We start from the raw sequence: 20,412 nt of genomic DNA, 5'->3' as shown, positions 1-20,412 counted from the left end.
TCACATAACTAACTTGGCTGAATAGTTATAGTGGCTGCAAGTCAGGTAAGTCAGCTACGTTGTAGCTTTCCGTACAGAAGAGTACCAGAGGGGTTTTGCGCCTTAGCGGACTGCTGTTCGCCTTACCCATAGGGAACCGTAGTAAAAGGGTTATCGTTCGTAAAGCATTGCGTACTCCGCCGCCGCAGTAAGCTACGCATTAGCGTTGCGTAGCAAAGGAAAAAGTACTTGGAGAAAAGTTTCCTCCGAGCGTTCAGCATTCGTGAGCGTTCTAGTCGTTGCCTTACGACTGCATAGAAGCGATAATGGTGTGATAGGTGACGGGCTGGAAAGTCGCTTAGTATATAGCGGTACTCAAGTCAGTAAGGTACAGAAAAAATGATTGAACGCAGATGTTGGCGCAGCCTTCCCGAAGGGTACGCAGATGGACGCAGATGAATCTGTATTCTATCCTATTGCAATCCGCTATATTTAATTGTTTGGTTATAGCAATCCCCTGATAGGTTAGGACACCGACTAAGCATAAAATGCTTATAAGAACAGGCTTTAAAGACTGTTACCTGTTACCTGTTACCTGTCCCCTGCTATAATTTATATTCTAATTTCTTTAATAATTGCTATACATAAAAACTTTTAGTTGAAATAAAAATCCTTTAATTTACTTAGGACTGACGCAAGTGTCATAATCAAACTAACTGTAGTGGACTGACACGACTAAAATGATGCAATAGATTTTTGAGGTATTGATAGAAACCAAGATTTTTGATGTTTTCTAATGCACTATTTTAGCCTTGCCACGCCAGTAGGGTGCGTTAGCCCCAATAATTTCGTACAGATTCAAGGATTTTCCACATCTGACGCACCCTACCCTGAAATAAAAATACTCTAATATACTAAATAAAGCATATAGCTGTACAATATCACTCTTATACTTGTAATCTTCAACAAAAATTCCGGAGATATCACTGATGTACCTGTAGAAAGTGGTATATTACAAACACTTTCATCAATAATTAGGATTAATTCTCTTGAAAGATTAATTATTTCCCAGAAGCTGTAATACTTGTGTTGGGATTTATATAATTACAACTATATGTAGCTATGTAATAAGACAATAGTATCAAGTGATATTTCCTATCAATAGGATATCACATATATTTGTTGTAGCTGACTTTTGCCTAGTGAGCTACCAAGAATTTTACTATTTACTAGCGAAGCATATTGTAGTAAATCAATAAAATAAAAACTGTAATTTTATACACATTTTTCAGGAGTGAACTAACTATGGCAAATCTTAATCCAACTCAAACCAACAAACAGCTATTAGCTGGTTATTGCGGTATTATTCTTGGCGGTTTTGGTATTCATAAGTTCATTTTAGGTTATGCCATCGAAGGGTTTATCATGTTAGTAATCGCTGTCGTGGGTGGGACTTTTTCCTACGGTATTACTTTGTTAATTATGCAACTAGTAGGATTAGTTGAAGGTATGATATATCTCAACAAAACCCCTGAAGAATTTGTGAATACCTATATAGTAAATAAGCAGAGTTGGTTTTAAGGGGTCATTAGTCATTAGTCATTAGTCCATAGGAAGGGCAAAGGCAAAAAATCCTTTCCCCTTCCCCTTTCACCCTTTCCCCTCTTCTTCCCAGTCCCCAATCCCTAATCCCTATGAAACGTAAACACCTGATATGGTTCATGTGCTTATTGGTGGGTATTGGTTACTTCAGTGCTATGTCTAACTTAGAAACTCACTATTTTTGGAAAAGCCTGATTGCTTTTATACCAGTACAGATAGCGGCGATCGCCTACGTAACTGCTGCACGCTGGAGCCGCAGCTAACAGTGGAAAGTGGACAGTGAAAATAACCTGTCAACTGTCCCCAATCTTAATAAAATTAAAGCTATTGACAATCAGTCATATTTCCAAATTTCGCCTACGCTCGAAATAGATAGGTTTGTCATCAAACGTATAATTTTCGTAGCGGATCTCAACACTTGCCATGCAACTTGTGCCAAAAACTCAGCTTGACCCAGAACCAACCCCCCAACTCGAAAAAATTATTCTGGATGTTGGAGGGATGAAGTGTGCTGGGTGTGTAAATGCAGTAGAGCGACAGCTTACCCAACAATCAGGGGTGAAAAGTGCCTGCGTGAATCTGGCTACAGAGGTAGCGGTGGTAGAGTCGGAAGTCGGCGCGGTAGACCCAGATATGCTAGCACAGCGACTAACAGCCGCCGGATTCCCGACTCAACCCCGCAAGCCCAGAGATCAGGCAGGTGAAGCCACAATAGAAGATTCAGCACAAAAGCAGCGCCAACAAATGCTCAAGGCATTCCGGCAGTTAATGATTGCTGGGGTGCTGCTCGTCTTTTCAGGAATCGGGCATTTAGGCAATCTTGGCGGCTCAATTCCCTTATTAAATAACATCTGGTTCCACTTTGGACTAGCAACGGTAGCAATACTAATTCCTGGTCGTCCGATTCTGGTTGATGGCTGGCTGGGGTGGCGACGTAATGCGCCGAATATGAATACCTTGGTGGGATTGGGAACAATCACAGCTTATACAACCAGTGTCGTAGCGCTGCTATTTCCGCAAATGGGTTGGGAGTGCTTCTTTGACGAACCAGTGATGATGCTGGGCTTTATCCTGTTGGGTAGGACATTAGAACAACAAGCTAGAGGTAAGGCGGCGGCAGCATTTAGGCAACTGCTAGCTTTGCAACCACAAGTAGCAAGATTAATTGCTAACCCAAATCCAGAGAAGATGGGACTGGGAGCAAATACTGTAGAAATCCCGGCTGATCAGGTAAAGGTGGGGGAATGGTTGCAAGTTCTGCCTGGAGATAAAATTCCCGTTGATGGCGAGGTGAGTTTTGGACAGACAACGGTGGATGAGTCGATGTTGACCGGGGAAGCTGTGCCGGTAATTAAGCAACCACCAGACAAGGTAGCGGCAGGGACAATCAACCAATCAGGGGCGATCGCAATCATTGCCACCCGTACAGGCAATGATACCACCCTCGCCCACATCGTCGCCTTGGTAGAAGCAGCCCAAACCCGTAAAGCCCCAATCCAAAAATTAGCCGACACAGCCGCCGGTTACTTTACCTACGCCATATTAACCGCATCTTTATTAACCTTCATCTTCTGGTACTTCTTCGGCAGCCACATCTGGCCAGATGTCGTCATGTCCGGTGGTGGTATGCCAATGATGAGCCACGCTACCCACCACTCCCCATTGCCCAATCCCCACTCCCCCCTGTTAGTTAGTTTAAAACTAGCGATCGCCGTCATGGTCGTTGCCTGTCCCTGCGCTTTAGGACTAGCCACACCCACAGCCATTCTTGTAGGTACTGGTATAGGTGCAGAACGCGGTTTATTAATTAAAGGCGGCGATGTTTTAGAAAGAGTACATCAGCTAGACACCATAGTTTTCGACAAAACCGGCACTCTCACTACAGGTAATGCCATCGTTACCGATTGTCTGCTGTTGGAAGGCACAAGCCAGCAGGCAGAAGGCAGGAGGCAGCAGGCAGAAGGCAGGAGGCAGGAGGCAGAAGGCAGGAGGCAGGAGTTAATAAATTCTTCCCCATCTCCCTCATCTCCCTCATCTCCCCCCACTCCCCAGTCCCTCCTCCAACTCGCCGCCGCAGTAGAAAGCGGTACACACCATCCCTTAGCCAATGCCATTAAGCAAGCTGCACAAAAGCAACAGTTATCAATTCCCGCAGCTGTGGACTTCCACACTGAACCAGGAATGGGTGTGTCTGGTGTAGTGGACGGTGAAACTGTGCTGTTAGGTAATTGGAATTGGTTAAGTTGGTATGGGGTTAGTTTGAGTGAAGCAGCCCAACAAGAAGCACAAAAGTTAGCCACAGAGGGTAAAACCGTGGTAGGTGTAGCCGTTGGGGGAACTTTAGCTGGATTGATTGCGGTGCAAGATACTACCAGAACAGATGCTCAAGCTACGGTTGACAAATTGCGTCAGATGGGTTTGAGGGTAATGTTACTAAGTGGCGATCGCCCAGAAACTGCTAATGCGATCGCGCAACAATTAGGCATTGATAGCGCTGATGTAGTAGCTGGTGTACCTCCAGCCAAAAAAGCAGCATTTATTCAAGAACTACAAACACAATCTGCGGCTAAAGTAGCAATGGTTGGGGATGGAATCAACGATGCCCCGGCTTTATCGCAAGCAGATGTGGGTATTGCTGTACAATCAGGTACAGATGTGGCGATGGAAACTGCACAGATTGTTTTGATGCGCGATCGCATTAGCGACGTTGTAGAATCCATTGAACTAAGTCGTGCCACCTTCAACAAAATCCGTCAGAATTTATTTTGGGCTTTCGCATATAATACCATCGGCATCCCCCTAGCAGCAGGTGTTCTACTTCCCAACTTTGGTTTCGTCCTCAGTCCTTCTGGTGCTGCTGCGTTAATGGCATTTAGTTCAGTCAGTGTAGTCACTAACTCTTTGTTATTACGTCGGCTAGCTAAAGGTGAGTAAAATTGTTAATGGTTGACTGTTGACTATCACCTTCTACTTGAGGTTGTAAATACTCAATGGTTTTAGGTTCACATATACCCAATTGTAGTAAAATAGCTACCAGAAAAGATGTGCCAGTTTGAATGTTATTAGAAAGGTAGTCCCTGCGGCTTTTAGCTTAGGGATAGCGGGCAAAAGCAGTTTGCCCTTTTCGGATTACTCCGGGTAAAGTAGCTATTTAGGATATTTGTCCATAAATCTACTAACTGTTAGTTGTCCCTGTCTCAGGTTAAACTAAAACGATAGTTGGATGTTATGGCAATAGCCAAGACAGTTAGGACATCAGTAAATGAAAAAACTGAGACAGCAAAAGGCTTTTAACTCTATCACCTGTCCCCTGTCCCCTGTCCCCTGCCATAACTATCTCGCAAATTCTCTTAAAACTCCTCATCAAGTCGCAGTAATTGGAGAATAGGGTAGAGCAAGACTGTTCTACTCTTTCTCATCTGGAAATACCACAGATTGCAATGTGTGATCATGGCAGGAAAAAATACTTAACTAACCTGGATGAATCCAACTTCAACTGATTGTGGCAAAGATTGATCAATGACAGCAGAAACTCAGGAAAATCATCTACTAATTCTTGAAGACGATCAAGGTCGTAAAGAATTTTCTCTAGATAAACCTTTATACTCTATTGGTAGAGATAAAGAGGCTAATATTCGTTTAGTATCTCAATTTGTCTCTCGCCGTCATGCTACTCTAGTGCGACTACCAAAAGGCAATGATAATAGTTATTATTACCGAATTGTAGATGGTGACGGTAAAGGCAAACCAAGTTCTAATGGTTTGATGATTAATGGCCGCAAAATCCCCGCCCACGACTTAAAGAACGAGGACGAAATAGTTTTTGGCCCGAAAGTACGTGCCATTTATTATCTACTAAAGAATACTCAACGTTCAGGGCAAACAGATGCTAGTGAATACGACATTACACTCATAAATCCTGGCATGACTGAGGATATTGAGGAAATATAAACATTAAAAATCGTCGATAAAAAATGGTATTTTCAACAAGCTCAACAAGCAACTAACAACTGACACACAAAGCTTCATAAATAATCAAGCAGACGTGATATCAAAATAATAGCAACATGAATTATCACGTCTGCTGATGAAACTAAAGAAATTTTTACCTACTCAAAATCGCCTCTATTTCTTCTGATTTGCTTACGGTTAGCAGTAAAATCATCATCGGAAACGCGGATATTGGCTTTTTGCTTGCGGCGGTCTTTATTACCGTAATAGGGCTGAGAAGCTTCATAGCGGTCTGTTATCAGTTACCAGTTATCAGTTACCAGTTATCAGTTATCAGGTGATCTCAAATCTTGCACCTTCTCAATAAGCTGATGCCTCCCTGCACTGCTCACCCTACGAAATAATAAGGGTTTCAAGCTCAGATTTTCGAGTGGAAGGTAATGGTGCAAGATATAAGTGATGTTCACTGTTCACTGATAACTGTCCACTGTCCACTGATAACTGTTCACTGATAACTGTCCACTGTCCACTGTTTTAAGCTATTGTCACATCTGGCGATAAATAAACATCCTGAATGGCGTGAAACAATTTCACCCCTTCATCAAAAGGACGTTGGAAAGCTTTTCGCCCAGAAATTAATCCTGTACCACCAGCCCGTTTGTTAATAACTGCTGTGCGGACTGCTTCTGCAAAGTCGTTTTTACCAGATGCACCCCCAGAATTGATCAAACCTGCACGTCCACAGTAGCAATTGAGTACTTGATAACGAGTCAAATCAATCGGGTGGTCAGATGTTAATTCGGTGTAAACTTTTTCATGGGTTTTACCGTAACTCTTACCCGTTGCTTTAGCTACTGCACCATAACCATTGTTATTTTCAGGCAATTTTTGTTTAATAATATCGGCTTCAATTGTTACACCCAAATGATTTGCTTGTCCGGTGAGGTCAGCCGCAAGGTGATAATCTTTGTCGCTTTTAAAGGCGTTGTTCCGCAGATAACACCAAAGAATTGTCACCAGCCCTAATTCATGGGCGCGTTTAAAAGCCCGGCTGATTTCTTGAATTTGTCTGGTGGACTGTTCTGAACCAAAATAAATTGTTGCGCCAACAGCCACAGCCCCTAAATTCCAAGCTTGTTCCACATCAGCAAACAGAACTTGGTCAAATTGATTAGGGAAGGTTAACAATTCATTATGGTTAAGTTTAGCAATGAAGGGAATTTTATGGGCATATTTACGCGAAATACTACCTAATACTCCTAAAGTTGTAGCGACAGCATTACAACCACTTGCTATTGCTAAACGGATGATATTTTCTGGGTCAAAGTAAATAGGGTTTGGTGCAAAAGATGCGCCGGCTGAATGTTCAATACCCTGGTCTACTGGCAGAATTGAAAGATATCCAGTATATGCCAAGCGACCTGTAGAATAGAGTAGCTGGAGATTTCTTAAGACTTGAGGATGGCGATCGCTATTTAACCAAACTCGATCCACAAAATCAGGCCCTGGTAAATGTAACAAGTCTTGAGAGACTTTGGCTTTGTAAGTAAGCAAGTCTTCTGCTTCACTTCCTAAAAATGACTCGATAGAACTAGACTCTAGAAGTGTGATAGACATAAGAATTTCCTCTTGGGGACTGGTGACTGGGGACTGGGGGAGATGAGGGAGTGGGGGAAGTAGAGGAGAAAAACTATGGACTGTGGACTAATGACAACTGACAACAGACTAATTCTATTTAAACCCTTTACCTACCTTTTTTTGACCTTTACCCTTTGGCTGAGATTTTTGGACTTCTGCTACTGCTTCTTGAAATAATTCATGTAGATGTATTGGCACACTAGCACTATCTGGTAAATATGGCTCAAGTGGTTTATTAAACTCTTGCAAAACTGCATTCAAATCACTGCTAAGTTCCAAGTTTGGACGTTGTAAAACTGTTTGCAAAACTTTCTCTAATGAATTTGGATACTGTTTTGCTAAACGATACCAAATAAAAGCACTAATACTTTTATCTTCCAAATAATGACGAACTAGTTTTTCAGCACCTTCAACGCTTTGCCAATCTCTTGCTAATAACAAAGCTTGGAATTTACTATATGTCGGTAAAAAGGTTTGTCCCCAACGGGGATGAGAAATAGTTGTTACTTGTTCGGCTTTTTTTAGTTCCGCAGGTAAATCTATTTTTGGCATTACCATCTTGTTTTTGCCGCTTTTATTATTCAATATCTGCGAAGCTACCTGGGGATCTATCCCAGCCTCTTCAATAACAGCTTGAATGTCTTCTTCCACACCTTGCACGCCTGTTGCTGTTAATTCAGCTAAATTTTTTATTTTATCAAGACCTAATTCGGTTAAACGTTTCTCGGTAATTAGCTCTTGAAATGCTGCAAGTTCTTTATTCAGTTTATATCCAGGTAAGGTAATTTCATCACTGCCAAAGAAGTCTACAAAATACTGGTGATATTGATATACAGAATCCCAAGCTGCTTCTAGTAACTCTGGCGCATCACTGTAAAGATGATTTCTATAAGTTTCCTTAAAATTACCAATAGCTACAGCTAGTTTTGGTTTACCCAATTTACCCATGAGTGTAAACGGGCTAGTAAATGTCCAATAATTATCTGTAATAGGTGAAATGCGAGTTAGCACAATTTCCCCTACTTTTAAGCGAGAAATTGCTTGTAATGTCTGAGGATTATTCGGCTTAACTAAATAGGATTTATTCGTTAACCAGTTCAATAATTGTAAGCCATCTGGTAAAATTTGTTTAATCGCAAATAAACCAATAAAGCTACGATGCCAACTTTTGAGTAAATTGCGATCGCTCTCTTGTAAATCTGGATGACTAGCGATAAATAAATCTATTGGGGACTTATCACCAACTCTCCCCTCACTGAGAAAGCTATCAACCGTTAAGTCTTGCTGTGTGCTATCGCCGCTACCACGACGTAATTTTTCTGCTGCAAAGCTTTCTAGTGCTTCAGCTAGCGGCCCTTCTGCATCCAGCACAAAGTCTACTAAGGCTTGTTTGAGATTGTGCGATCGCTCTAATATATCATCCACAGGCGTATCTCTTGGTACAACAGTTGTAGATTAAGACCTTTTAGACGATGACAGCATCTAGCACTGGCTAGATTTATGAGAAATAAATCAGCCATCAATAACATGAAAATCAGGGGTTAAGCATCAACTAACATACCATCACAATTCTATAGTAGGGGACAGGGGACAGGTGATAGGGTACAGAGTAAAAGCTTCTAGTTATAAAGGTTTGATGATTTATTTATGTTCTCATCTATGTGTTAAATGCTATATCTATAAAATTTCCATACTCCTAAAGTGATAATTTTCTCAATAAAGACAGAATTTAACTAAATTTTAAGCAACATTAATTTATAACCTCAGCTAAAATATCCAATCTTCCCCATCGGCGTTTCTTCCTTCGGTTCCCAACGGGTACGGCGTTTATCGGCGGTTAATTTTATCCAAATCTATTGACATTCTCAAACATCTTATGTTGAATTACATATCTTCTTGATATTGAATTAACAACTTCGGAATATAATCATATCCATCTACACCAATAATTGACATGACTCTAGCTCGACTTTGTTGTAATAAATTTTGAAAAGATTCGACCCCAATTTGACCTTGTAAAATAGTCAATAGTCTGGCTGGTTGTCGCCATTCAGTAGAGGCGATTTGTTCTAATAAGTACATTCCTAAACAACCAGTGTAAATAGACTTTTCAAAGTTTAGTAATTGATAGTAAGCTTCAGAGAGGTAAGCTAAATTTCTCCCTTGGAGATACAAATCTCCAGAAATTTGTGCTGTTTTAAAACCCTCTTCCAGATATTTAATTGCATCTTGCGGTTGACTAATAACTAAATATGCAATCCCTAAACTACTGACACATAAAGCCTTACTTTGAATATCACCTGATTTTTCCGATAACCTTAACCCTTGTTCTAAATAATTAATCGCCATTTCATAGGTTTCTGGTTCGACTTGTTCCAGCTTTCGCGCCTGCATCACTTCGCTGTTACCTAAATTTACCAGTGCGTTAGTTTCGCCAGTGCGATCGCCTGCTTGTCTACTCAACATTAACGCTCGCTGGCTATAATTGATCGCCTCAGCAAAATCTTGCTCCTGCACATAAGTCCGGCTAAGATGATTGAGATTGGCAATTTCACAAGCGCGATCGCCTGCATTCCTGGCAATTTCCAATGCTTGCTCATGGAACCTAATCGAACGCTGATATTGTCCCATTGCACGCTGAGAATAGCCTAAAAGCGTCAAAATCCGCGCCTTTTCTTGCGTTCCCTCAACCCTGCTTAACGGTTCATCCAAATAATCCAAAGCATCCCGCAGATAGCTACCGGAAAAAGATGCAAAAATCCCGCCATAGAGGGGAAAATAAGGACGCTGGGCAAAAGTACGCAGAATTTGCAGCATAATTTGTGATGAGCCATTGCTGTATTCTGCGAACCCTTGAAAACCGCTTGCTAACTGACTCCACACCACTGCAAAGGTCAAATAAGTAGAAATCGACAGTTTTGACCCTGCTTGGATATTATATGTTTGTTGGTCGAACCAGCTAACCAACCCTCGTTGCAAATACTGAAAAATCAGCGCTATTTCCACCCAATCAGCCAGAGTAATGCTGCTATGCTGTTCTACAAATGGTATAACTGATTGTTCTACAGCCAAGCTGCGAAATAAAGCTTGGGGTATTTCACTATTAACTTTTTTTGCCCAAGTCGCCCAAGGCCCAGTGTCTCCAGGTACACCACCAAACCCTAACGCCTGATTTTGATCATACATCCAGCTTATCAAATGGTCTTGTAACCTCTGCCAACTAGCTAAACCACGGGTAATTCCTTGTGATATTTGCTCAACATCAGGTGCAAACTGAGCAAATTGATTTAATGATTTGGCTAATTGCTGGAGTTGGGACAAATTTAGCGGATTCTTGAGATTGGGGTCAATAATGCGTAAAAATGTGCCTAATCGCTCACTTGTGGAAGCTGTAGTGATTTCTTGAGCTGCTTGAGCGATCGCTTCTATTGCTTTATTCTGTTCCCAATATCTTTGCCATTGACTTTGTATCGTCTTAATAGCGCGTAAACTCCGGTTAGCCTTAGCTTTTTTCAACTCATCTTTTTCACCATCCACCTGCTTTTGGATAGCGTCGAAGCGATCGCTCAAAACTAACTCAAACACTTCCCCCGTACCAGCTAATATACCTTTTTGCAGCATTTGGTAGACCATCTCCACAGAACTAATCTTCCCCTGGAGAGTCAACTGGATAATTTCATCGATGAGGGCGAGGTAGCGATCGCGCAATGGCAATGAGTCAGACACTTTAATTTTAGGGGTGTAGGGGTATAGGGGTTTAGGGGTTTAGGGGAAACCAATATTTCCTCATACCCTTTTATTTTAGGGGTGTATGGGTGTAGGGGAAATCAATTTTTCTTCATACCCTTTTATTTTAGGGGTGTAGGGGTTTAGGGGTGTATGGGTCTAGGAGAAATCAATATTTCTTCACACCCTCACACCCTCACACCCTCACACCCTTACACCCCTATACCCTTACACCCCTACACCCCTATGCGCGGCGGAATTGAAAAACTGCTTACATAATCCTTTGGTAATTAAAACAGTAGTTAGTAGATTAGCCACAGCAACCATGAAAATGATTAAAATCTCATAAGATACAGCATCAAGGGCGTTAACTCCCGCAAGTAACTGTCCCGTTGTAATTCCTGGGATAGCTACCATCCCTACAAGCATCATTTGATTGAGAGTAGGAAGCAACGCCGATCTGATCGCTTCTCTGCGGTACTGGCTGACAGCTTGTGCTGGGGTTGCGCCTAAACTTAAGTGAGTTTCTATTTCTATAGGAAAAGTATTGAGGGAACTTACCAGACGTTCACCTGCGATCGCAGCTGCATTCATCGCATTCCCCAACACCATCCCTGCTAGGGGAATTACATAACGCGGCTCATACCATCTATCGGGTTGAATGATTAAGAAGATTGTGTAAAGTACTGTCAGGGTTGTACTTACGAAAATTGCCCCCCATACCAAAGGCAATACATAAGGAATTTTCTGACTAATGCGATTTCGGGCGACAATCGCCGTAATCGTCAGCATCACCGCTAAAATTGCTAAAACTGCCCAAGGATTGTCCAAAGCCAAGATGAAGTCTAAAACATACCCCAAAACCAATAACTGGAGGATGGTTCTACCAGTAGCGATCGCTAAATTCAACTCTAGCCCCAATCTTTCCCAAGCAGAAAAACCAATAGCGATCGCCATCAATCCCACCGCCATACCCAAATCAACCAAATCCAACCTAATCAAAGCTTGCATAGTCAATAGTCCATAGTCAATAGTCCATAGTCCATAGTCAATAGTCCACAGTCAATAGTCCACAGTCCACAGTAAATAGTCCATAGCTGTTGTGCCAATCACCCATTACCAATTACCAATTACCCATTACCACCCCTATGTCAGTTACAGAACAGGCACTCATAACTTACCACTAGTCCAAGTCTTACCCATAGAATTATTTCAGTAATAATCCTTGTTGGATGCGTATCTAGAGCAACAGCTTTTTAAAGTTTCTTTAAAGAAAAATTTCTCCAGTCAAAACTGACAGTTGAAATGTATTCTGTGTATCTCCAGAGAAAATGAAAACTCATGATCCAAAGCCTAAGTTCGATCCCAGCCTTTGATATCAAGCAGCAATATGCTTCCATAGAAGCCGAAGTGAGTACAGCCGTTCTAGAAGTGCTGGCTTCTGGGCGTTACATTGGCGGGCCGCCAGTGGAAAGCTTTGAACAACAGTTTGCTGCTTATCATGGCGTTACTGATTGTGTAGCTTGTAATTCTGGTACAGATGCCCTATTTTTAGCGTTACGCGCTTTTGGAATCGGTACTGGCGATGAAGTAATTACCACCCCCTTCACCTTCGTCGCTACGGCTGAAGTGATCAGTGCTGTCGGTGCAAAGCCAGTGTTTGTTGATATCGATGAGACAACCTTCAACCTCAATTTACAACAAGTAGAAGCGGCGATTACACCGAAAACCAAAGCGATTATTCCCGTGCATCTGTTCGGACAGCCTGTGGATATGACAACGCTAATGGCGATCGCCCAAGCTCACAATTTAGCAGTAATTGAAGACTGCGCTCAATCTACAGGCGCGAGTTGGGATGGCAAGAAAGTCGGTAGTATTGGGCATATTGGTTGTTTTAGCTTCTATCCCACCAAAAATTTAGGTGCTTGCGGTGATGGGGGAGCGATTACTACCAACGATCCAGACATTGCTGCTAAGGTACGGATCATCAAGGAACATGGACAGAAACAACGTTATCAATATGAAGAAATAGGCGTTAATAGCCGCTTAGATGTGATTCAAGCAGTAATTTTGCAGATTAAACTTCGATATCTCGATACTTGGAATCAGCAAAGACAAGCGATCGCCGCCTATTACCAAAAATTCCTCAGTCAAATTCCCGGTATCATTCCCCCGCAAGAATTAGCTGGTGGCGTTAGCGTCTGGAATCAATACACCATTCGCGTCATTACCCAAGGACGCAACGGTACAAGCGCCGCACACCGAGAAACAGTACGTAACAGCCTGCAAGAAAAGAAAGTAGGCTCAATGATTTACTATCCCTACCCTCTACATCTGCAACCAGTTTATCAATATCTCGGTTACAAGCCTGGACAACTACCAGTTGCCGAACAAGCCTGCAATGAAGTTTTATCCTTACCCATGTTCCCCGAACTCACAACCCAACAGCAAGATCAAGTGATTTATGCGTTGAAGGATATTCTTTTGTAGAGGAACTGGGGACTGGGGGAAGACAGGAGAAGGGGAAAAGGGTTCAAATTCTTCCCTTTCCCCTTTCCCCTTTAAACTTTTCCCCTCATCTTTTAGACAATTACACGCTCAACGCTTCCCAACGCTTCCACTAAACCGCGTACAGCCGCAATCATAGCTACTTCGCTGTTGAGTTGGTTGATAGCAGAACCGACACCAACACCAGCCGCACCAGCTGCGATCGCCAATGGAGCAGTAACATTAGAAATACCCGAAGCACACAATACTGGTACTGATACAGCACGAGAAATTTCATAAGCTGCTGCCAAACTGGGAGCAGCTTTTTCAATTAATCCCAAGCTTCCAGGGTGGTTAGGCTGGCTGCTAGTACCGCCTTCGGTTTGGATGATATCGGCTCCAGCCTTGACTAGTTCTTCTGCTAGCTGCACCTGTTGATCTAATTTTAAGATGTGAGGAACAGTTACAGATAAGGTAATTTCCGGTAAAAGAGCGCGGGTTTGCTGAGTCAGCGCCAACACTTCCTCAGCCTCGAATCTGCGTCCTTGAGCGTAAAAACAATCGAAGTTACCGATTTCAATCAAATCTGCACCAGCTTCTACTGATGAGACAAATTTTTCTGGTTCTACTGCTGAGACACAAACTGGTAAAGAGATTAATTTTTTCACTAGCTGAACCAAATCAGCATCGGCGGCGATATCCACAAAAGTTGCACCACCAAGTTCAGCAGCCTTGACAATAGCTGCGACGCTATCAGCGTCAAAGTTGTTCAAACCGCTAATTACTTTCAGTACGCGGTGGTTGGTGAATGCACGTTGTAGTGTAGAAGGCATTGCCATATTTATTCTGTTGAAGCTACGAAAATTAGGTTTATTTTACCGAAAAACTGGGTTTAAAGCCCCGCCCTAGAAGGGCGGCTTTTGTGGTAGTATAACTAATAGCGGTAAAGCGCACAAATAAAAGACGAAGTAGGTCAAGCGGACTACTCCTGATCCGGAAAGACAGGTAGTATAAATCCGCGCATCTTGTACCGCCACTTGCTTTATGCCGGGAAACCCGTCCAACGCAGTGGCTGACAAATGTGGGAGTAAACACAGAAATTAAAAACCTTTTCAAACGCGGTCGGGCAGTCCGTGTGAGCTTGTGGACGTATCCAAACGGAGAAATTTGAATACTAGTATTCAGATTTCTAGAGAGGACGGATGAAGCAAGAATCCTCCCTCCGGGACGCTAACGCGAACGTCTCTTTAGAGCGAGGAGTGTCAACGCCCCTCAGATGATGACAACACTAAATTATTTAAAAAACAACAGACTTCAAAACCCTGACACCGTTATACCCAGTCTCAACAGACAACCTTGGCGCGTGAGTTCTGAAGTTGAGAGATGACGCGATCGCCAGTCGGCGTAACTGCGATCGCCCTGTCTCTGCGTGAGCCAGTATTTATACTTCCCATGACAAACGCTAGTTTAATATTTATAGTTAATCAAAACTAATAAATTTTCCTTGACAACTAAACCCGTACATAAAAGTATAGGATTAGGCTTAAGCATTTCCTACAAAATAATCAAAAAACACAAAGGTAAAATAGAAATTCCTCTGCGCTTTCCCCCGCGTTCCTCTGCGTTTAACAACATTAACTATAGGAATCCGAATTGATTGTTGAAAAAATCTAAGTATCTGTAGGCCGATGCACTGCCCACCAGAACCATGATACGGTGGATAATGCCCACACTACGTATATTTCAGCAATCAAATATGAGTCCTATATGTACCACAATTAACTGAGAATCGTTATATTAAAACTGACACTATATCTCAGCCGATGACTATTTATTTCTACAGCATTCGTGAACAATATGGTTGTTTTTCTAACTTTTCACCTCATGGTTTCATACTAGATGATTTGTATTGGTCTACCAGTGAACATTACTTTCAAGCCCAAAAGTTTTTAGGAACACCTCATCTAGAACAGATTCGTTTGGCAAAAACCCCAAAAGAAGCTGCCAAAATGGGACGTGAGAGAACCCGTCCTCTACGTCAAGATTGGTTAGAAGTTAAAGATGACATCATGCGAAAAGCCGTACTACGCAAGTTTGAAACCCATGTTGATATCCGAGAAATCCTGCTTTCTACAGGTGATGAAGAAATTATAGAGAACTCACCCATCGACTATTATTGGGGCTGTGGTGCTGATGGTAGTGGTAAGAATATGTTAGGCATCATTTTAATGGAAATCCGTGACCAATGGCGCTGAGTCAAGACCACTGAACTAGGAAATGATGCTGTAAGATATCATCGTTAAACTTAGTGATTAATATTACAGATACTGATAATCAAATTCAGTACTAATTGAAAACACAAAACCAATGTTAATATTAAACAACATTTACAAGAAAAGCAACTGCTCATCACTTGATAGTTATCTTAAATTATACTAAATATACTGAATATACTGACTCACATACACAAGCATATTCTTTTAGAGTACCTTGATAGTATGAAACTCCATATCAGGACTAGAGAATTTATGCCTTCATTAATCAAAGAAACGAAATACTGCAAATGGTTCTGGGATGAAACCCTTGGTGGAGAGTTTGATACCTGGGGAACTAGTACCTACTTTATAGAACTAAAGCAGGTAGGTAATGATTTATGTGCTACTCGACAAATAGAAGTTTACGAAAACGGCAATGTCTTATCTTATGATGACCACCATTTCGCAGATAATTATGGAATGTTGTGTGATAAACCTTTAAATAAAGCTGATTTACTAGAATTTGGCATTACAAAAGCTGAATTTGAGCAAGTGTGGAATACAAAAACCCCAATAAATAGATGATTCTACCTAGCTAAAGTTGAACAACATCATGTTTCTAGTCAGGGGAAGTCCAACTGCGTCTAGCAGTCCAGTGGCGATCGCTTGACTGATAAATCTCTACACCCACCAAACCTGCTATTATAATCAATTTATGAACTTCCTCCAAAGTCAGAGCAGCATGGAGAGAGTCACGAAATAACTTCTTTTGATAATCGTCGTATTCTTCGCCAATACTCGCAACCAAAGCATTCATAGTTGTTTCATCCGCAGGACGAAACAAATCACGGATAAAAATACCACCATGAGGTTTACAAACGCGCTTGATTTCCGCGAAAAAAGGTAAAGGATCAGGTAAATGGTGAACTAGGCTATTAGAGACAACCAAATCAAATATTCCATCCTCATAAGGTAAGCGTTTCGCATCCACCAGTTCCAAGCGAATACGTTCTTCCAACCCAACCATCTGGACGTGCTGTGTAGCAATTTGTAGCATATTTTCAGCCATATCAATCGCCACTAACTGCCATTGATGACGTTTCTGGCAGATTAAAATCGGAATACGACCAGTCCCAGTACCCGCATCCAATACTAAACCCTGTTCTGGTGGCCCAAGTAACACAGCCTCTTGGGCAAAAGCACTATTTACCTCAGTAAAATCCATTGCATCATATTCACTAGCTTCTTCCCAACTATCCATCACTTCTGGTTCTAATTGTCTTTCCATTGCTAATCCCTCCACACACCTAACATAACCTGAGTTCGACGGCTGAAAAACCCCACTTCCATTCCTCTCCCCTAAGATAAATTAGGCTTTAAAAGCCTAATTTATCTTTGATATTTCATACTCTACACTTCCCTCTCCTCGTAGGAGAGGGGTTGGGGGAGAGGTCAAAACCGCACTGGTCGAACTCACGTTAACATAAGTAAAAACTAGCAGGAAAAAGGGACGCTTGAGCTAGCCATTATCTCTAGTTTGGCTCAACATGAACAAAAATATTCGATTTTGGGGCTAAAAACAGTAACCGAAAACTTACCTAAATCTACTGAAAATGCTGTAGAATTAGATTTAAAGTAACAACCAAGAGCCAAAAAATTAAGGCTGGAGATCCTGTATAAAACTTTTGAGATTAGCCGTGCCTCTAACAAGGCGATTGAGAAATCCAAAAATCTTAAATGGCTGAAAATAACAAAGTAAAGTAGCAAAGATTCTCTCATGAAAATCTCAAAAAATAGGGTGAGTTACACCCTATTCTCAGCCTGTGGACTGGATAATGCCGTCATTACCAGGATGTTCGCGCTAGCGTCGCGTTGGCGTAGCCTCTCGTAGAGAAGCGAAGCAGGAAGCTAAAGTTCTCAACTTTTAAGTAATTTGAGACGAATCTAGTATAACGTAAACCAAGTAAGTCGCCCTAGTTAACAGGAATGGGTCAATGTCAAACAGTGAAGGGAACAACAATAACAATAAAGTTCCTGCACAAGTTGCCAAGTATTTAAAACAGGTAAGGCGGAACACAATTACCCATGAATTCGTCGAAGGTGTGCCGAAAGAATTGCTGACCTCCCAACAGAACGATAACCATTCGTCAGAAGCATCTAAGTTACTAAGCCAAGGAATGCAACAGCAGCAAGCAGGAGATTTAATAGCGGCCATAAAATCCTTAGAAAAATCTCTAGAAATGTTTCGGCTAGCAGGGAATACGCAACAACAACAGCAAGTCCTGTCTTTACTGGCATTAATAGCCTACACTTCTCGAGATTATAAAAGTGTTATTTCTTACTCCCAAAAGTGCTTATCCATAAAAGACACCCCAGACCTAACAGTAAGAATGCAGGTACTCTCTCATTTAGGTAACGCTTACCGCCATCTCAATGACCATAACAAAGCCATTGAAGTTCTCGAAGCCTGTTTAAAACTAACTCAAAAGTTACAAGATAAGCGCAGCCAAGTTGCAGCCTTAAATAATTTAGGATTAGTATACAAAGCTTCTGGTAATTTCACCCAAGCGATAGAGTATCAAGAGCAAAGCCTGAAGATTGTTCAGGAACTCAAAGATAATTGGGGAATAGAACAAGTCCTAAAAAATCTAGGCAATACTTGGTATGCTTTGGACAACTACCCAAAAGCGATCGCCTACTACGAAAAATGTGTCAAAATAGCCCTTTCCCTGAATAACCCTCGTAGTGCATCTCAAGTCCTCAAGAATCTGGGTAACGCTTGCTATGCAATAGGTGATTATGCTAAAGCAATTAAATATTATGAAAAACGCTGGCAATTAGCCAGAGACCTCAAAGATCAACGTAGTGAAGAACAATCTCTTGGCAGTTTAGGAGTTGCCTGTGAAGCTTTAGGAGACCACAAAAAAGCAATCACATATTATGAGGCACGCCTGTTATTAGCTAGAAGCCTCAAAGACCACCGTATTGAAGAACAAGCACTAGCCAGCCTCAAAATTGCCTGCTACGCATTAGGAGATTACGCCAAAGCAATACAATACCAACAAGACACATCCATGAATACTTGAATTACCGTATTGATACAATTAAGTCGGCAATTTCTCCCACCTTATAATAAACTATAACTAAACTTCATACAACTGTATCAGTCCCGAAATTCACTGATACAATAAAAGTCTAATCAATATCATTGTTCAGTAAAAGTATCTGTCTGAGAAATATCATCAAGCTATTGTCCATGAAACTCAGACATTCACTGCTGCCGCGCAAATTATCCAGATTTTCATGAGTAGCGAAATCCAACTCAGCCTCTTTAACGAAGAATCCAACTTTGCTCAAAAAGAGCTAATTCCCACAGATGCCAAAATCCCCGTTCCCCCTGGAACCTATACAAACCTGACCGAATTAGCACAACATTGCAATCAGTGCCAGCGTTGTGAATTAGGTAGCACTCGGACTCATGCAGTCGTCGGACGGGGCAACCTCAAAGCACCCATCATGATTATCGGAGAAGCACCTGGTCAAAATGAAGATGAAACAGGTCTACCCTTCGTTGGTAGATCAGGTCAGTTGCTAGATAAAATTCTAGCCTCAGTCAACTTGACTACTGAACAAGATGTCTATATTGCAAACATAAATAAATGTCGTCCACCAAATAACCGAGTACCCACTCCCAACGAAATGGCGGCTTGTTTACCATACCTACTAGAACAAATACGCCTTGTTGACCCGAAAATTATCTTATTAACAGGTGCAACCGCCGTCAAAGGTCTTACCGGAGATAAACGTGGTATCACAAAGATTCGTGGTCAGTGGCTAGAGTGGGCAGGACGTTTATGTATGCCCATTTTCCATCCATCGTACTTATTGCGTAACCCATCTAAAGAACCAAATAGCCCCAAATGGTTAATGTGGCAAGATATACAAACAGTGCGTGCCAAGTACGATGAAATTCGGACAAGCAATTGAGTAATTGCCAGTAGGTATCAAGGCTTACTTTGCTCTATGAGCAACTCACACCAATTCAAAAAATATTTGCAACACATCGATTATCTGTAGGGGCGCACAACTGTGCGCCCCTACCCTGGTATCTGTCGCATTCTTTTTTCAAATTGGTATCACATCAGAACTATGTGAATTTCAATCATAAAATACCTCACGGGAGTTTGGAAACCCCTCTCGCTCGTAACAACTTCTGAGAATCCCCTTGGCTTTTAGCCAAGTGAGTGTCAATTATAACCACTCAACCGGACATGATTAGGACTTACGCAAGTGTCATAATCAAACTAACTGTAGGGTGCGTCAGCCCCAATAATTTCGTACACATTGGATTTTCCACATCTGACGCACTCTACCCCATGTGCCAGTTGCGTCAGTCCTGATGATATGAGAATGTCTAAACATTACTTGGGGGTAGGGTTTGCCAAACACCAGAAAAAATACTTTCACTAGCTAAAGCAATTCGCAGCAAATCTTCTTTAAGTAGTGGCGGCCAGTCTATACCAGCTTTACGTCCTGCTATAAATAGCTGTTGCGCTTTCACAGTTAACTGATAAAGCGCATAAACCAATTCCTTGTCTAGACTGGGTGAATCTTTCACAGCCTCAAACACTACTTTCAACGCTAATAGAATGGAGGTAATTTGACCAGGTACGGGCGGTTTCCCATATTTCATCCGCGTCAACAAAGCATCTGGGTTTTCCTCACTTCCTATTGTCTGGCCTACCAGGAGTTTGTAAGCTGTCTCGTAATTCAT

General features: G+C 41.8%; 17 protein-coding genes. 9 read left to right on the top strand and 8 right to left on the bottom strand.

Annotation, left to right across the window (positions count from 1 at the left end):
* Nucleotides 1-1,284: 1,284 nt before the first annotated feature.
* The 4 genes from H6G83_RS15595 to H6G83_RS15580 all read left to right on the top strand — a co-directional run bounded on the left by H6G83_RS15595 (nt 1,285) and on the right by H6G83_RS15580 (nt 5,532).
* Nucleotides 1,285-1,560, top strand: a complete 276-nt coding sequence (locus tag H6G83_RS15595) for a TM2 domain-containing protein (RefSeq protein WP_190473839.1) — start codon at nt 1,285-1,287, stop codon at nt 1,558-1,560.
* A gap of 113 nt (nt 1,561-1,673) precedes the next feature.
* On the top strand, nt 1,674-1,844 hold the full coding sequence (locus H6G83_RS15590; protein WP_190473837.1) for a hypothetical protein: 171 nt from the start codon (nt 1,674-1,676) through the stop codon (nt 1,842-1,844).
* Nucleotides 1,845-2,004: 160 nt separating this feature from the next.
* A complete protein-coding gene (locus H6G83_RS15585) occupies nt 2,005-4,515 on the top strand; it encodes a heavy metal translocating P-type ATPase (protein ID WP_190473835.1) in 2,511 nt (836 codons plus the stop codon).
* 585 nt (nt 4,516-5,100) lie between these two features.
* The gene (locus tag H6G83_RS15580) at nt 5,101-5,532 is read left to right on the top strand and encodes an FHA domain-containing protein (RefSeq protein WP_190473833.1); all 432 of its coding nucleotides are present in this window, start codon (nt 5,101-5,103) and stop codon (nt 5,530-5,532) included.
* A gap of 534 nt (nt 5,533-6,066) precedes the next feature.
* Here H6G83_RS15580 and H6G83_RS15575 read toward each other — a convergent pair.
* The 4 genes from H6G83_RS15575 to H6G83_RS15560 all read right to left on the bottom strand — a co-directional run bounded on the left by H6G83_RS15575 (nt 6,067) and on the right by H6G83_RS15560 (nt 11,907).
* Nucleotides 6,067-7,149 (bottom strand): class I fructose-bisphosphate aldolase, encoded by a 1,083-nt coding sequence (locus H6G83_RS15575; RefSeq protein WP_190473831.1) that lies wholly within the window; start codon nt 7,147-7,149, stop codon nt 6,067-6,069.
* Nucleotides 7,150-7,263: 114 nt separating this feature from the next.
* Complete coding sequence (locus H6G83_RS15570; protein ID WP_190473830.1) at nt 7,264-8,595, bottom strand: hypothetical protein; 1,332 nt, start codon at nt 8,593-8,595, stop codon at nt 7,264-7,266.
* A 459-nt stretch (nt 8,596-9,054) separates the two neighbouring features.
* The gene (locus H6G83_RS15565) at nt 9,055-10,896 is read right to left on the bottom strand and encodes a tetratricopeptide repeat protein (protein ID WP_190473829.1); all 1,842 of its coding nucleotides are present in this window, start codon (nt 10,894-10,896) and stop codon (nt 9,055-9,057) included.
* Nucleotides 10,897-11,124: 228 nt separating this feature from the next.
* Complete coding sequence (locus tag H6G83_RS15560) at nt 11,125-11,907, bottom strand: ABC transporter permease (protein ID WP_190473828.1); 783 nt, start codon at nt 11,905-11,907, stop codon at nt 11,125-11,127.
* Nucleotides 11,908-12,237: 330 nt separating this feature from the next.
* Here H6G83_RS15560 and H6G83_RS15555 point away from each other — a divergent pair, with 330 nt between their 5' ends.
* Nucleotides 12,238-13,386, top strand: a complete 1,149-nt coding sequence (locus H6G83_RS15555) for a DegT/DnrJ/EryC1/StrS family aminotransferase (protein ID WP_190473827.1) — start codon at nt 12,238-12,240, stop codon at nt 13,384-13,386.
* A gap of 92 nt (nt 13,387-13,478) precedes the next feature.
* Here the strand turns inward: H6G83_RS15555 and H6G83_RS15550 are convergent, their stop codons facing one another.
* Together H6G83_RS15550 and H6G83_RS34980 are read right to left on the bottom strand one after the other, a co-directional pair.
* The gene (locus tag H6G83_RS15550; protein ID WP_190473826.1) at nt 13,479-14,222 is read right to left on the bottom strand and encodes a DUF561 domain-containing protein; all 744 of its coding nucleotides are present in this window, start codon (nt 14,220-14,222) and stop codon (nt 13,479-13,481) included.
* A 31-nt stretch (nt 14,223-14,253) separates the two neighbouring features.
* Entirely contained in the window at nt 14,254-14,499 is a 246-nt protein-coding gene (locus H6G83_RS34980; RefSeq protein WP_206758993.1) for a hypothetical protein, read from the bottom strand.
* 707 nt (nt 14,500-15,206) lie between these two features.
* Here H6G83_RS34980 and H6G83_RS15545 point away from each other — a divergent pair.
* Complete coding sequence (locus H6G83_RS15545; RefSeq protein WP_190473823.1) at nt 15,207-15,638, top strand: NADAR family protein; 432 nt, start codon at nt 15,207-15,209, stop codon at nt 15,636-15,638.
* 273 nt (nt 15,639-15,911) lie between these two features.
* A complete protein-coding gene (locus tag H6G83_RS15540; protein ID WP_190473822.1) occupies nt 15,912-16,223 on the top strand; it encodes a hypothetical protein in 312 nt (103 codons plus the stop codon).
* A 34-nt stretch (nt 16,224-16,257) separates the two neighbouring features.
* Here H6G83_RS15540 and H6G83_RS15535 read toward each other — a convergent pair whose 3' ends face one another.
* Entirely contained in the window at nt 16,258-16,926 is a 669-nt protein-coding gene (locus H6G83_RS15535) for a class I SAM-dependent methyltransferase (RefSeq protein WP_190473819.1), read from the bottom strand.
* 706 nt (nt 16,927-17,632) lie between these two features.
* Here H6G83_RS15535 and H6G83_RS15530 point away from each other — a divergent pair.
* Nucleotides 17,633-18,724, top strand: coding sequence for a tetratricopeptide repeat protein (locus H6G83_RS15530; RefSeq protein ID WP_190473817.1), 1,092 nt, complete (start codon nt 17,633-17,635; stop codon nt 18,722-18,724).
* Nucleotides 18,725-18,941: 217 nt separating this feature from the next.
* Nucleotides 18,942-19,625 (top strand): uracil-DNA glycosylase, encoded by a 684-nt coding sequence (locus tag H6G83_RS15525; RefSeq protein WP_190473815.1) that lies wholly within the window; start codon nt 18,942-18,944, stop codon nt 19,623-19,625.
* A 427-nt stretch (nt 19,626-20,052) separates the two neighbouring features.
* Here the strand turns inward: H6G83_RS15525 and H6G83_RS15520 are convergent, their stop codons facing one another.
* The gene (locus H6G83_RS15520; protein ID WP_190473813.1) at nt 20,053-20,412 is read right to left on the bottom strand and encodes a Dethiobiotin synthetase; all 360 of its coding nucleotides are present in this window, start codon (nt 20,410-20,412) and stop codon (nt 20,053-20,055) included.

It is taken from the genome of Anabaena azotica FACHB-119 (genome assembly GCF_014697625.1).
GTDB classification, from domain to species: Bacteria; Cyanobacteriota; Cyanobacteriia; order Cyanobacteriales; family Nostocaceae; genus Trichormus; species Trichormus azoticus_A.
The sequence above is the reverse complement of the archived record's forward strand: the minus strand, read 5'-3'. Positions and strand labels throughout refer to the sequence as shown.